At 36.2% G+C, this 15,454-nt stretch carries 12 protein-coding genes; 6 read left to right on the top strand and 6 right to left on the bottom strand.

Features of this window, described 5'->3' with window-relative positions; all coding sequences use genetic code 11:
- Positions 1–380: 380 nt before the first annotated feature.
- Positions 381–1,946 carry a hypothetical protein gene (locus tag ACGH80_RS07515; protein WP_411630783.1) on the bottom strand — a complete coding sequence of 522 codons (1,566 nt, stop codon included), beginning with the start codon at positions 1,944–1,946 and terminating at the stop codon, positions 381–383.
- A 584-nt stretch (positions 1,947–2,530) separates the two neighbouring features.
- Here ACGH80_RS07515 and mobB point away from each other — a divergent pair.
- Entirely contained in the window at positions 2,531–3,025 is a 495-nt protein-coding gene (mobB, locus tag ACGH80_RS07510; protein WP_411578616.1) for a molybdopterin-guanine dinucleotide biosynthesis protein B, read from the top strand.
- Between the two features lie 50 nt (positions 3,026–3,075).
- Complete coding sequence (gene mtgA / locus ACGH80_RS07505) at positions 3,076–3,771, top strand: monofunctional biosynthetic peptidoglycan transglycosylase (RefSeq protein ID WP_296300412.1); 696 nt, start codon at positions 3,076–3,078, stop codon at positions 3,769–3,771.
- A gap of 9 nt (positions 3,772–3,780) precedes the next feature.
- Here the strand turns inward: mtgA and cobB are convergent, their stop codons facing one another.
- Positions 3,781–4,464 carry a Sir2 family NAD+-dependent deacetylase gene (gene cobB, locus ACGH80_RS07500; RefSeq protein ID WP_411630781.1) on the bottom strand — a complete coding sequence of 228 codons (684 nt, stop codon included), beginning with the start codon at positions 4,462–4,464 and terminating at the stop codon, positions 3,781–3,783.
- Between the two features lie 505 nt (positions 4,465–4,969).
- Here cobB and murJ point away from each other — a divergent pair.
- Positions 4,970–6,508, top strand: coding sequence for a murein biosynthesis integral membrane protein MurJ (gene murJ, locus ACGH80_RS07495; protein WP_085164982.1), 1,539 nt, complete (start codon positions 4,970–4,972; stop codon positions 6,506–6,508).
- A 309-nt stretch (positions 6,509–6,817) separates the two neighbouring features.
- Positions 6,818–8,194, top strand: coding sequence for a nucleotide 5'-monophosphate nucleosidase PpnN (gene ppnN / locus ACGH80_RS07490; protein ID WP_411630779.1), 1,377 nt, complete (start codon positions 6,818–6,820; stop codon positions 8,192–8,194).
- A gap of 100 nt (positions 8,195–8,294) precedes the next feature.
- On the opposite strand, the gene radA is transcribed toward ppnN, so the two are convergent.
- From radA to ACGH80_RS07470, 4 genes are all read right to left on the bottom strand, one after another.
- Positions 8,295–9,674, bottom strand: a complete 1,380-nt coding sequence (gene radA / locus ACGH80_RS07485; protein WP_065560869.1) for a DNA repair protein RadA — start codon at positions 9,672–9,674, stop codon at positions 8,295–8,297.
- A gap of 9 nt (positions 9,675–9,683) precedes the next feature.
- Entirely contained in the window at positions 9,684–10,658 is a 975-nt protein-coding gene (serB, locus tag ACGH80_RS07480; protein ID WP_065560868.1) for a phosphoserine phosphatase, read from the bottom strand.
- Positions 10,659–10,804: 146 nt separating this feature from the next.
- Entirely contained in the window at positions 10,805–12,094 is a 1,290-nt protein-coding gene (gene rsmB / locus ACGH80_RS07475; protein ID WP_411630777.1) for a 16S rRNA (cytosine(967)-C(5))-methyltransferase RsmB, read from the bottom strand.
- Positions 12,095–12,131: 37 nt separating this feature from the next.
- Positions 12,132–13,475 carry a Na+/H+ antiporter family protein gene (locus ACGH80_RS07470; RefSeq protein WP_411630775.1) on the bottom strand — a complete coding sequence of 448 codons (1,344 nt, stop codon included), beginning with the start codon at positions 13,473–13,475 and terminating at the stop codon, positions 12,132–12,134.
- Positions 13,476–13,660: 185 nt separating this feature from the next.
- On the opposite strand from ACGH80_RS07470, the gene ACGH80_RS07465 reads away from it, so the two are divergent.
- On the top strand, positions 13,661–14,533 hold the full coding sequence (locus tag ACGH80_RS07465; RefSeq protein WP_411630773.1) for a shikimate dehydrogenase: 873 nt from the start codon (positions 13,661–13,663) through the stop codon (positions 14,531–14,533).
- Positions 14,534–14,643: 110 nt separating this feature from the next.
- Entirely contained in the window at positions 14,644–15,408 is a 765-nt protein-coding gene (gene aroD / locus ACGH80_RS07460; RefSeq protein ID WP_085164990.1) for a type I 3-dehydroquinate dehydratase, read from the top strand.
- The last annotated feature ends 46 nt before the right edge of the window (positions 15,409–15,454 follow it).

Here is a 15,454-nt window from a genome sequence, read left to right as displayed (position 1 = left end):
AGCATATTAGCATTGTGGTGCTATAAGCGTGTTTTTGCTCTAAAATTGTTCAGGTAGGCTATTGATTTTATTGAACTTTTATTTGCGTTTCTAAATAAAATCAAACACTTATAGGCTAGTTATTTATTACATTGAATTTGACTTTTTAATAAAAGCGCTTTTGTTATTTGATAATAGCTATTATTGGCAACTTGTTAATAACAGCTAGTTAATAACAAAAGCGCAAACTTTAAAATTGTTTCGGTCGGGCGTTGTTTTGGCTTTTAGTCATTAAACTCAGCGCCCCAACTTGCGTTGGAGCTTTATTATTTTTTATATTTTCCTCTCAGGCACCATAATCACCTTCCGCACCTAAAGGATTAAGAAATAAACGCTAAAAATTAAGGTGCAGTACAAATAGTATAGCCACGATCGTAAACAAGATCGAAAGTACCGGTGGCGCCGAAATTCCCGGAAACAACGTTCGAACGTTTACCATCTTTTAATTCACTTGAAAAGTAAGCGTCGCCCATGAATCCCACATCAGCATAGTATTGCATACTGCCCCACTCAGTGAAAAATCCTGCTCCAATGTGACGCTTGAAAAGCGGAGTATCAGACGTCGCTATGCCACTGCCACTTATACATGAATAACACTTCCCATTGGTTAAATTCCTTACCTGCGGAGGACGATAACCCAAACTATTACACCATGCTAACTGGTCACTATAAGTTTTCCATTGACCACCACGATTGACGAACCACTGCCTCAACACAAATCCATACCTCACCTCATTACCACTTCTATCCCTTCCGACTAACTCAAAGGTTTGCGGTAAAGATGGACGTGTTAGTGAACTTGGATTATCTGAATTTATCTGAGTACTATCAGCTTTAGGACCATTCAACGTTACCCTCGTTACGTTCTTGGATTTATCAGTAATCCACTCATCAGCTGGTATAGTATTCCCTTTTGGGTCCGTGAATGTCCCTGAAAGTGGCCTTGTCCAACTCACCGCTGCCGTTATATCACCAAGCGTAGTAACTGTCCAACTCAATTGGCTTGCATCTACCCCAACTATATCCAAATCAAAATACAATCCATCTGCACCTGTTGTTGGAAAATTTAAACCGTAAGATGATGGATTAGTGGACTGAATTAAAAAACCCTTTGCTGGGTTCCACATACTAGGTGGACCTGCATACCTGCCTGTGCCATAATTTAGATTCGGCCTGACCGAACAAATAACGGGCTTTGACGGCAGAGTGATATAATACTCCGCTGTTCCTCCACTAAAAGTACTACTATTCGGCATGCCATAACGAGTCTCTAAAGTTCCCTCTGAACTATCTAAGGTTACCTTATAAGGTGCATTACATAGACTTAATGTATCACTACGATTAACGGTATTGCCATCTTTATCTTTTATTACTAACGATATACTTCCTGATGCAGTAACTTCACCTGCTCCCTGTCCATCCCCATCATCATCGCCCCATTTACCTTGTGCCACTAAGTCATTTATATTTATTGAGTTGCTTGATGGCGGGACTATCATTTCAATATCAGCCAAGGTATCCCCTACATTAGGTAACTCGATTGGCGCTGTCGGTGATGAAGAATTATTTTGCAATGTGAATGTTCGACCATCTGATAACTTAATACCTAATAAGTCCTCTGTTTTAGTCACTTTAGTAACACCACCATCAATAGTTAAATAAGGCGCAGTACCGTGAATGCGCTCAGAAGTCGTGGCCGATAATGCCTGCGATTCTAAAGAGTACGGCAATAACAACAACGGCGCTAATGCCAATGGAATTTTTAAAGATAGTTTTGTGGATAATTTCGAAAATAATTCGAGAAATGATTTCGACGATATAAATAAATTTCGAGTAAAAACTTGTCGAATAGGATTATTTGATAAATTTAAGACATAGGTTTGCCTGTGCCTAAAAGGGTACTGCATTTTGTTTCACCTGTCAAGTAATATTTTGTTTTATTTAAATTTTTTATAATTATTCACTTATTTTTCTAAAGCTGTGAAAGTATAGCCGTAAAAAAAATAGTTGGCTAGTTTTTTGGCGGACTTTTTTGTAAAGAAATGTAAATAAATTTAAAGAAACATAAAGATAGAAATGATTCAGTTATAAAAATAGGTGAATTTTTTAACTAAATTATGATGTCAGATTTCAAACATTTTGACCTTTGGTTGAATAATTAATATTGCTAATAACACCTAAAACACAAACACACCCAACAGCCCAGTTTAGCGTACTAGCTTTACTTCGTTATCGGCATATTTTGGCGATCTGATAAGGCAAACTTATTAACATTGTGGAGCTATCGATGTGTTTTTTGCTCTAAAATCGCTCAGGTGGACTATTGATTTTATTGAAGTTTTGTTTCCAATCAAATCAAACGGTTATAGTTGACTGTGGTGTTGTTTGAGTTGTGATTTTAGCGGCTTTTGCATTGGTTTTATCTCTTTCGAGGTAGAAAATAGTGTATATTAGGTTTAAATTGATTATAACCATTTTGAACCAAGAAATAATGAATATAAAAAAAACGCTCGCTATTTGTGGTTACAGTGGTAGTGGTAAAACTACCTTGTTGGCAAAGGTTATTCCGCTACTTGTTGAGCAGGGCTTTAAGGTGGCGACTTTAAAACATACGCATCACGATGTTGAATTTGATATTCCAGGAAAAGATAGCTATAAATTGCGTAAAGCTGGATCGTTACAAACAATTGTGGCTTGTGATAACCGTTACGCTTTAATTTGTGAAACACCCAATAAACCTGCCAATTTGCAGACTTTAATTAATCAATTTTCTGATGTTGATATTATTTTAGTTGAGGGCTTTAAAGATGAGCAAATTCCTAAAATTATTTGTCACCGAAGCTCCGTTAAAAAACCGTTTTTTATTGATGATTTTACTTTGGCTATTACTAGTGATGAGCCGTTAGATGCTTTTTTACCCATTTTGGATATAAACAACCCACTTCAACTTGTTGAATTTATAAAAAGTTATTTATTTAATCAATAATATATCGTATCTTATTTGCTAATTTTTTACGTTATTTTATCTAAATCAGCATGAAGCCCTTATTCAGAAAATTTTTAAACATAACTAAAAAAGCGATAATTGGATTTATGCTATTATCTATCTTTTCGACCTTAGTAATGCGTTGGGTGAATCCACCTTTCGGTTCTATGTTAATGATAGAACGTAAGATAATGCATTGGAATACACCACAACAACGAATCTGGAAAGACTTGGACGAAATTTCAGATAATATAAAAATTGCGGTAATCGCTTCAGAAGATCAAAATTTTCCTGTGCACTGGGGATTTGATTTTAACGCTATCCGCCTAGCGCTAAATCATAATCAAAATAGCAAAAATATTAAAGGTGCTAGCACAATTACTCAGCAAGTCGCTAAAAATATCTTTTTATGGCCAACTCGTAGTTGGATTCGCAAAGGAATGGAGTCTTGGTTTACATTATGGATAGAACTTTTTTGGTCAAAAGAGCGTATTCTTGAGGTCTATTTAAACTGTGCAGAATGGGGAGAAGGTATTTTTGGCATTGAAGCGGCTTCTCAGTATTATTTTAATGTAAGTGCCAATCAATTAACGTCACAACAAGCAAGTTTACTTGCGGCAGTATTACCTAATCCTAGACGCTGGAGCCCAATTAAACCAAGTGAACGAGTAAAAAAGAGAACCAAATGGATTCATGCCCAAATGAGTAATTTGGGCAACAAAAATTATCTTAAACAACTAAAGTAGCAATTTGCTTTAGATGAATTTTTTGATAAATTCAGGAACAATTTTACTTGCTGGTCCGTAAATTTTGGTTTGAAACAGACTTTCACCTAAGCTGGGCTCTAAATTAAGTTCAACCGTTTTAGCACTTATTTGGTTAGCGATTTGTACAAATCCAGCAGCAGGGTAGACATTACCTGATGTGCCAATGGATATAAAACAATCTGCTTGCGAAAGCGCATCATAAATTTGTTCCATTTGTAGCGGAATTTCACCAAACCAGACTATATGTGGGCGAATGAATTTGTTTTGTTGATAATCCACATCGTTAAAGCAATCAATTATCTGTCCTGTTTTTTCATTACGCACTTTTAATAATTCACCATGCATGTGAATAATATTTTTAGATCCAGCTTGTTCATGTAAGTTATCCACATTTTGTGTCACAATTAAGAGGTTATCACTACCTAATTTCTGTTCTAATTCAGCTAGCGCAAAGTGGGCTGCATTAGGCTTAACATCTGGATTTTGTAATTTACGGCGTAACATATTATAAAAATCATGTACCGCTGTTGGGTTGCGTATATAGCCTTCGTAAGTTGCTACATCATTAACATCATAACCTTCCCATAATCCATTTTGGGCACGAAAGGTTGATAAACCCGATTCAGCCGAAATACCGGCACCGGTTAGAATAACTATTTTTGGTATCTTCATAATTGGTATATGCTCTTTTTTCAGATTTTCGCCAAAATAAATATTAAGCAGTATTCACCTTATATAACTTAATTTCATTTTTGTGTGACAATATTCAACCATTGGCGGAATGTCGATTAACTTGATTATAATAGATTTCAATATATTCAAATAGCGCTTTATTAGTTTATTCTCGTTTGTGTCAATTGATTGCTATACAGGCTTTGTTTATGACGTGATTGGCTTACCAAAAGATGTTTATGCGACATTATTAGTAATGTCTTGTATTAGCTTATCGAATTGAAGAACTCAATTTTGATGATTGTATTCGCCCTGCCTATAAAGATATCGTTGAATTCGTGCTGTTTACACCTTATGAAGATCGTTAAACTAAACATTCGCCAGTATTTGCTGTCGGTATCAATAAAATTAAGTTTATTAAAAAAGCATGGTTATTTAAAGTAATAGTTTGTAGACTATGCTTCATTATCAGTTTTAGGCTGTATACTTTGTATATAATTTGAATATGAATCTTTTAAAATCTTTAGCTACTGTCAGCTCAATGACGATGGTGTCTCGTGTATTAGGTTTTGTGCGTGATGCCATTATTGCACGCTTTTTCGGTGCAGGTATGGCCACCGATGCATTTTTTGTTGCTTTTAAACTTCCTAATTTACTCCGCCGTATTTTTGCAGAAGGCGCTTTTTCACAAGCGTTTGTACCAATTTTAGCTGAATATAAAAATCAACAAGGAACTGAGGCAACTCGCACATTTATTGCTTATATTGCTGGATTATTAACTTTAGTCTTGGCGTTGGTCACGCTAATTGGAGTTATCACTGCGCCTTTTATCATTATGCTAACTGCGCCTGGATTTATGCAAGAATCAACTGAAAAATTTGAACTTGCAACTACCATGCTACGCATAACCTTTCCTTATATCTTTTTTATATCGTTGGCATCACTTGTTGGAGCCATCCTTAATACATGGAATCGGTTTTCTGTCCCTGCTTTTGTTCCAACACTACTCAATGTGAGTATGATTGTATTTACCCTATTTTTAACGCCTTACTTTAATCCACCAGTATTGGCACTTGCTGTATCTGTTGGTGTTGGTGGGATTTTACAATTGCTTTACCAGCTACCTTATTTAAAGAAAATTGGCATGCTAGTATTACCGCGTATTAGCTTAAAAGATAGCGGTGTTTGGCGGGTTTTAAAACAAATGGGACCAGCAATTTTAGGGGTGTCTGTAGGGCAAATATCTTTAATTATTAATACTATTTTTGCTTCATTTCTAGTTTCAGGCTCGGTTTCGTGGATGTATTATGCTGATCGCTTAATGGAGTTTCCTGCTGGAGTGCTTGGTGTAGCATTAGGCACCATTTTATTGCCATCATTAGCAAAAAGCTTTTCTAAAGGTGATCATAAACAATATTGTGAATTGTTAGATTGGGGGTTACGCCTTTGTTTTTTATTGGCTCTACCGAGTACAATTGCATTAGGGGTTATTTCTCGCCCACTTATATCAACGCTATTTGAATATGGACAATTTACCTTAAATGATACTTTAATGACCCAGCGAGCTTTAGTTGCTTATTCTATAGGTCTACTTGGGTTGATTTTGATTAAAGTGCTAGCTCCAGCCTTTTATTCGCGTCAGGATATTAAAACACCAGTTAAAATTGCAATTATTACATTAATTTTAACACAGCTAATGAATCTTGCTTTTATTGGTCCATTACAACATGCTGGTCTTTCGCTATCAATTGGCTTAGCCGCTTGCTTTAATGCTGGATTATTATATTGGCAGTTGCGTAAAAAACAGCTTTATCAACCCCAACCTGGTTGGCGTTGCTTTTTGAGTAAAATCGTCATTGCGGTAATTCTAATGTCTGCAATATTGTGGTTCGGTTCACAGTTATTACCTGATTGGTCAACTGGTTCAATGTTGATTCGTATCGGGCGATTATTTTTATTGGTTATTGTGGGTATTTTAGTCTATTTTGCATCATTGATTGCCATGGGATTTAAGATAAAACACTTTATTAAACGAATTGATTAATAATAAGCATTGGATAAAAATAAATTGACTTTTTGTCAAAAAGTTTCAGGTTACTATGTGTTTTAGTAAAAAATTAATAAAGATATAAGATAAAAGTCTCTTTCTTTACTCTATTCATTATAGGTAGTCTAATTTAATCTACTCATAGTTTAGTGGTAGAGACTTTAGTGAGTTTAATTCTGTTTGGATTTTGTTGTATCACTTTAAACTGTTAATCTGTTATCAAGAAGATTTATCAACTTTACCTATTCAGTCAGTTTAAGTATATAATAGTCGCCTTGCTGATAAAATAGTCAAATGGAGGTTGTAATGATCACCCATATTAGCCCATTAGGATCAATGGATTTACTTGCTCAGGCAGAAGTCGATATTCTGAAAAAATCTGCCAATAGCGAACTTTATAAATTATATAGAAATTGTTCGTTAGCAACACTAAATGCAGGTAGTAAAACCGATAATACGAAAGATCTATTAGATAGATTCCAGTCTTTCGAAATTAATGTGATTAGTAAAGAGCGAGGCGTCAAGTTGGAGTTGGTTAATGCTCCAGAAAGCGCTTTTGTTGATGGTCGAATTATTCGTTCAATTCAAGCTAATTTGTTTGCAGTGTTACGCGATATCCTTTTTTTGAATAGTCAAATCAGTGCAGTTAAAGAGCTTATTTCCGATTTCAAATTTGAAAGGGATCATTCGTTTTATATTACAAACCTTGTTTTTTCTATTTTACGCAATGCCAATGCGCTCCATGTGGGTGAAGAGCCAAATTTGGTTGTCTGCTGGGGTGGACATTCGATTAACGAAAATGAATACTATTATGCCCGTCAAGTAGGTATGCAACTTGGTTTGCGTGAACTTAATATTTGTACTGGTTGTGGTCCAGGTGTTATGGAAGCACCAATGAAAGGAGCTGCCGTTGGTCATGCGCAACAGCGTTATAAAGAAAGCCGTTTTATTGGTATGACCGAACCGTCAATTATTGCAGCAGAACCGCCTAATGCATTAGTCAATGAATTGATTATTATGCCCGATATCGAAAAACGCCTTGAAGCGTTTGTGCGAATGGCTCATGGCATTATTATCTTCCCTGGTGGACCAGGCACCGCTGAGGAGTTGCTTTATATTCTGGGTATTTTATTAAACCCTGCAAATAAACACCAAACCCTACCTCTTATTCTGACTGGACCTAAAGAATGCGAAGATTATTTTGCTTCAATAGATAATTTTATTCGTAGCACATTAGGCGATGAGGCCACTAAACTTTATCAAATTATTATCGATTCACCTGAACAAGTAGCTCATATTATGAAAGAGGGTGTTAAGCATGTTAAAGCTTCACGCTTAAAAACAGGCGATGCTTATGGGTTTAATTGGCTATTAAAAATCGATGAATCGTTACAACATACTTTCGAACCTACTCACGCTAATATGGCCTCATTAAATCTTCATCGTGAGCAACCTGTCGAGCTGTTAGCCGCTGATTTGCGTCGTGCGTTTTCTGGTATTGTTGCAGGAAATGTTAAAGAATTTGGTATGAAGCAAATTGCCGAAAATGGTCGATACAAATTACAAGGTGATATTGAAATTATGCAGCAACTTGATAATTTATTGCGTAGTTTTGTTAAACAAAACCGAATGAAATTGCCAGGAGGAAGCGCTTATCAACCTTGTTATGAAATTTGTTATTAAACAATAATATTAACCCATTTAATAGAAATTGAATCCAACTTTAATCCGCCGATAATCTTATTGGCGGATTAATTTTAACTATTACTATTTTATCTGGTTTTTAAAAATCACCTAAAATATCTAGTGCTTCTGATACTTTTTTAACTGCAAAAATCTGCATATTTTCGGGCTTCTTCTTCGGCATATTGGCAATAGGTACAATTGCTTTTTTAAAACCATGTTTAGCCGCTTCAGAGATTCGTTCTTGTCCGCTTGGTACTGGTCGAATTTCGCCACCAAGACCAATTTCACCAAAAATAACGATATCTTGTGGCAACGGGCGATTGCGAAAACTTGATACAAGTGCTGCAATCAATGCCAAATCCGCACTTGTTTCGGTAACTTTTACACCACCAACAACATTAACAAAAATATCTTGATCGGCCATTTGCAATCCCCCATGCCTATGCAATACTGCAAGCAATAATGCAAGCCGATTTTGATCTAATCCTACAGTCACTCGTCTTGGATTACCATACATCGAGTGATCGACTAGTGCTTGGATTTCAACCAGTAATGGGCGAGTACCTTCCCACAATACCATTACCGAACTACCTGGTAGCATTTCATCTCCACGGCTTAAAAAGATTGCTGATGGGTTGCTAACCTCTTTTAAACCTTGTTCGGTCATAGCAAATACACCCAGCTCATTTACTGCTCCAAAACGGTTTTTATGGCTGCGTAGAGTTCTAAAACGAGAATCAGCATCACCATCTAATAAAATTGAGCAGTCAATACAGTGCTCAAGTACTTTTGGACCAGCAAGAGAGCCATCTTTAGTAACATGCCCAACCATAATAATGGCAATGCCTTTTGTTTTAGCAAAACGTGTTAAATAAGCCGCTGTTTCGCGTACTTGTGCAACACTACCTGGCGAAGATTGGATATCAGTAAGGTGCATCACTTGGATAGAGTCAATCACCATTAATTTAGGCTGGGACTGCTCAGCCAATAAACAGATTTGCTCAATACTGGTTTCGGACAACATATTAATATTATCCGCAGGTAAACCTAATCGATGGGCACGCATCGCAACTTGTTGGAGGGATTCTTCACCAGTAACATAAAGTGTATTCATTTGTGATGAGAGTTTACTCATGGTTTGCAGTAACAACGTACTTTTACCTGCTCCGGGATTCCCTCCTATGAGAATGGCACTCCCCGGTACGACACCACCACCAAGCACACGATCAAATTCTGAAAAACCAGTTGAAAATCTTGGCAGTGCCTCTAAACTGATCTCGGACAATTTTTGAATTTTAGCTTGCCCAATCCCGCTACCTGCATAACCCGTTAATCTGTCGTTACGTGAAGAGGTACTTGCAAGCCTAACTTCGGTAATGGTGTTCCAAGCATGGCATGAGCTACATTGCCCTTGCCAACGTGGGTAATCTGCTCCACAATCATTACAAACATAAGCACGTTTTACTGCTTTTGCCAATTTAATCTCCTAACCTTCACTTAATAAACTAGTGGATAAAATACACCATAAACCCGTTAAATCAGCATAATTAATACTAATTCGTGCTTTTTCGACAACTTTAGGTTTACCATGATAAGCAACACCTAGACCAGCAATACGAATCATCATCAAATCATTGGCTCCATCACCAATTGCGACAGTTTGTTCAATGGGAATTTCCAACGATGCTGCTAGTTGTTGTAATGTCCTTGCTTTATATTTTGCATCAACAATTTGACCAGAAACTTTACCAGTTAATTTACCATGTTTGATTTCTAATTCATTAGCATAAACGTCAACTAATTTTAACTTTTGCTTTAAATGATCCGCAAAATAGGTAAAACCGCCTGAGGCAATAGCTACATGCCAATTTTTTTTATGCAGTTCTTTTACTAAATAAGTAAGCCCAGGAGTAAGTGGTAAATTATCTTTAACTTGATCTAAAATAGCTTGATGTGCGCCTTTTAAGGTTGCCACACGTTTTCGCAAACTTGTGGCAAAATCAAGTTCACCACGCATCGCTTGTTCAGTTACCGCTGCAACTTGCTGCCCTACACCATGCAATTTGGCCAGTTCATCAATACATTCAATGCCAATCGCTGTCGAATCCATGTCCATAACAAGTAACCCTGGGGAGCGTAGCGTGGGTAAATTATCGATTGGGGCAACATCAATACCTAATGCTAATGATATCGATTTAGCTTTTTTAGGTATCACCCCTGCAATACGAACAATCTGATAAGTTTTGATTTTCCATGATGAAACAATCACCATTGGCATAGCAAGTTGATCTTGGAACTTTGATAAGACTGTTTTATTTAACTTTTTACCATAAATAATCCAGCCTGTTTTACCTGCATTATAATCTAAAGGAACCACTTCACAGCCATTTAATGACAGCGGTAAACCTTGCCAATGTTGGATATTTTCAGGTAAATCATTGTAGGTGAGAGTATAAGCCATATCTGAACATCTTTATAAGATAAAACAAGCCCAAAATTTATCACAACTACTAAAGATTGTCCAAATTAGGATTGTGTGATTTTTTTAGTTTTTTATACTTAAACACATAGTTACCTGAAACTTTTTAACAAAAATAAAAGGGAAAATTATACTTTCTTTAATACTGCATAAAAGAAACCATCACCACCATTTTCAGTAGGTAAAAATTGTTTAAGTTCACCTTGTAATTTGGCGCTGGTGTTTTCTTGTAAAAAACGCTCAATTTGTAATTTATTTTCGTCTGGTAGAATTGAACAAGTGGCATAAACTAAAGTACCACCAGTTTTTAAATAAGACCAAATATTAGTTAAGATTGCATGTTGTAGCTCAGTTAATTGGGCAATATCACTATCTCGGCGTAACCATTTTATATCTGGATGACGGCGGATAACACCTGTTGCTGAGCAAGGCGCATCAAGTAAAATGCGATCAAATTGTTGCCCTTTACACCATCGTTCTGGGGTTAATCCATCACCAACTTTAACTTCGGCATGTAAGTTTAATCGAGTTAAATTTTCGTGAATGCGCTTCACTCGGCTAGGCTCAATATCCACAGCTAAAACTTGTGCTTTTGGAGCAACTTCTAAAATATGTGTGGTTTTACCACCAGGTGCTGCGCACATATCCAAAATGAGCTCGCCATTTTGCGGTGCTAACAAATAAGCGGCATATTGAGCAGACAGATCTTGTACCGTGACAGCACCCTCATCAAAATAGGGTAATTTATTTACATTGACAGGCGACAATAATCGCAGAGCACTAGGTAACTCTGGAAAGCTATCAGATTCAATTTGTCGTTCAGCAAGTTGTTGTTGGTAATCACTTACTGAATATTGGTTAAGATTAACTCGCAACCACATTGGTGGCTTTTGATTATTAGCATGAACAATAGCATGCCACTGCTCTGGATAGGCCTGCTTAAGGCGTGTTAATAACCAACTTGGGTGTAATGTCTGCTGGTTTTGTTGCTTGCTGTCTTGCATAAATTGTTGCTGTAATGATGTTTGTTGGCGCAAAAACTCACGCAATACACCATTTACAACCCCTTTAAGCTGTGTTTTTTTGAGAGTATTGACCGCATTAACTGTCTCACCAACTGCAGCATGTGCAGGAATACGGGTATAAAGAATCTGGTAAATACCCACTAACAATAGGTCATGTAAAATTCTATTTTTACCCGTTAACACTTTACTCATCAAGGTATGAATATAAAAGTTGAGTTCTGGTAATACTCGCATCACACCAAAACAGATTTCTTGTACTAACGCCTTATCTTTATCGGCTATTTTGTGGTTTAAAGTTGTCAATGTAGCGCCTAATGACTGTCCTTCTTCTAGCACATTAAAAATAGCTTGCGCACAAATAGCTCTAATATTTTGGGATGATTTTTTATTCATAATGAATAACGACCTTAATTCATTTAATTGGATTAACTTATAAAATTAACGAGCCAACCCAACCAGCAATAAATAATGGAATATTAAAATGGGTAAATGTTGGGATAACGCTATCGCGAATATGGTCATGTTGTCCATCATGATTTAGCCCAGAAGATGTCGCTAAAATAGTATCTGATGGCGGCGATCCCGCATCACCAATTGCACCTGATGCACCAATTAAGCATACGGTGGCAATTGGTGAAAAACCGAGTTGTACACAAAGTGGGACATATACTGCAGCAATGATAGGAACTGTCGAAAATGAAGATCCAATACCTAATGTAATAACCAGCCCAATTAGCATCATCACAAAAGCGGCAATCACTTTATTACCAGCAAATAATGCTGCACTGTTGTTAACCAAAGGTTCTATTTCATGAGTCTGTTTTAACACTTCGGCAAAACCTTGCGCTGAAATCATTACAAACCCAATCATAGCCATCATTTTGATGCCGTCCGTAAAAACGCCATCAGCTTCGCCCCATTTAATCGAACCCGACACAATAAAGCAAATAAAACCAATTAAGGCACCTAAAATCATTGAACCAGTATAAAGTTGAACAGTAAAAGATAGAATAATCGCCAATAATGAAACAATAAGAGAGCGCTTACTCACATCTTTTAAAGCATCTTGATTTGCCTCTCCACGAATAATTTTATATTCTCTAGGCTTACGATAACTAACAAAAATAGCCCATAATAGACCAGCAAACATGCCTAATGCAGGAATTGCCATTGCATGCATTACATTTACATGGCTAACATCCATTCCTGATGCGGTAATATTTTTTAATAAAATTTGATTTAAAAAGATATTCCCAAATCCTACTGGTAAAAACATATAAGGCGTAATTAATCCAAATGTCATAATACAAGCAATCATTCTTCTATCAAGCTGTAAGCGGGACATCACGTATAAAAGCGGTGGAATTAAAAGCGGAATAAAAGCAATATGAATAGGAATAACATTTTGCGATGAAATACTTACTAACCCAATAATAACAATCAAAATCCACTTGATACGTTTTTTGGCATCGCTTGATGTAAGTTGCTTAATAGCTTTATCAGCCAATAATTCGGGTAAGCCAGATTTTGATATTGCCACTGCAAACGCACCTAACATAGCATAAGAAAGTGCAATATTAGCTCCATTGCTGATCCCAGTATTAAATGCATCAATGGTTTCTTTTAACGATAAATGGCTAAATAGTCCACCAACAAATGCGCCAATTATTAAGCTAATAACGACATGAACACGGCAAAGAGATAAAATTAACATGCAAATTACCGCAACTACAACCGCATTTATTGAAGAAAACAAATCAAGCACTGTATTCATAAAATAAATTCTTATTTAAGAAGAAAACTTATTATTTTAGGCGATAGATGTTGAAAGTGCAATCGATAGTGTATACTCACTCTTTCATCTATATATAAATATATATAAAATTAAAAATATGTTAATAAAAAATTCTAAAAATAGAACCCTTAACTAAACTGTAGGGCTATTGTGGAGAGTTGTTAATGAGAAATAATATCGACGGACATTTTTTATTGATTGGTTTAATGGCTTACCCTATTCGCCATAGCTTATCCCCTCAAATGCAAAATACCATTTATTCTAAATTAAAGGTACCTTATGTTTATTTAGCATTTGAAGTTGACCAAAAAAAACTCCCTGACGCAATTAAAGGAGTTCGAGCATTAGGATTACGCGGCAGTGCCGTGTCCATGCCCAACAAGCAACTAGTCTGCCAATACCTTGATAAGTTAACACCTGCTGTGGAAATGAGTGGTGCGTGTAATACTATTTCAAACGATAATGGTGTTTTAACAGGCTATAACACAGATGGAATGGGCTACATGCGCATGCTCAAAGAAGCCAACATTGATGTGATAGGCAAAAAAATAACCATCCTAGGCGCTGGAGGGGCTGCAACAGCCATTGTTGTGCAAGCTGCTCTTGATGGCGTAAAAGAGATCACTGTCTTTAATCAAAAGGATGAGTGCTATACAAAAATAGAAGCTATTGCGAAAAAATTAAATCAAAATACTCAATGTTATGTACGCGTTATCGATCTGGCCGATAAAGATAAGCTACGCAAAGAAATTTCAGATAGTGTCGTACTTTGTAATGCAACAGGTGTCGGAATGAAACCATTAGAAGGAAAAAGCTTAATTACAGATCCGACAATGTTAACCCCCGATCTTGTTGTTACAGATTGTATTTATAGTCCGCGTAAAACAAAACTACTTGAAATAGCTGAGCAACAAGGTTGTAAAATATTAAATGGTATTGGCATGATGTTATGGCAAGGTGCAGCTCAAATAAAAATTTGGACAGGTGAAGATGCCCCTATTGAATATGTGAAAGAGCAAATGGGTTTTAATGATTAATAAATAATTTCTTATGCTAATGACTTCATTCTACTGTCTTATTTAATACAAAATTAAAACCAGATAAAATTATGGTCTATTAACGGAATTTTTAGCTAACAGGATACAAAATGAAAACTCTTACCATCAAAAAACTTGAAATCGGTTCAGGCGCACCCAAAATTATTGTGCCAATTATCGGTAAAACTGAGGCAGAATTAATTGATGAAGTACAGTTTTTACAATCAATTGATTTTGACGTTTTAGAGTGGCGTGTTGATCACTTTATCCACGTTGATAATCTTAATACTGTAAAGTTAGTCGCTAAAAAAATAGCAGATTTACTACCAAATAAACCTATTTTATTCACTTTTAGAACCGCAAACGAAGGTGGAGCTAAGCCATGGCCATTAACATCTTATATCCAATTGAATAAAGAAATGGCTTGTAGTGGGCTTATCGATCTGATTGATGTTGAGATGTTTATTGGTGATGACTATGTAAAAGATATTATCGATGTCGCACACAAACATCAGATATTTGTTGTGGTATCAAATCATGATTTTGAAAAAACGCCATCTAAGAGCGATATCGTCTATCGACTAAAAAAAATGCAAGAACTTGGCGCAGACATTCCCAAAATTGCAGTTATGCCCAACACCGAGGATGATGTATTAACCTTACTAGCTGCCACCACAGAAATGAACAAAAAACACTCAACCACGCCGATTATTACCATGTCAATGGCTGGGCTTGGAACTGTTAGTCGTATTTCTGGTTCGACATTTGGTTCAGCAATGACTTTTGGAGCGGCTAAGAATGCATCGGCACCAGGTCAATTAGATGTTAAACAATTACGATATATTTTAGACGCATTATACCAAAGTCGTAGTTAATTCAACTGAAACTATTTTATTAATCAATTAGCTAAAGAAAGCAAAA

Source organism: Gilliamella sp. BG1 (assembly GCF_046635625.1).
GTDB lineage: Bacteria > Pseudomonadota > Gammaproteobacteria > Enterobacterales > Orbaceae > Gilliamella > Gilliamella bombi.
This window is presented reverse-complemented; position numbering and strand designations above follow the sequence as displayed.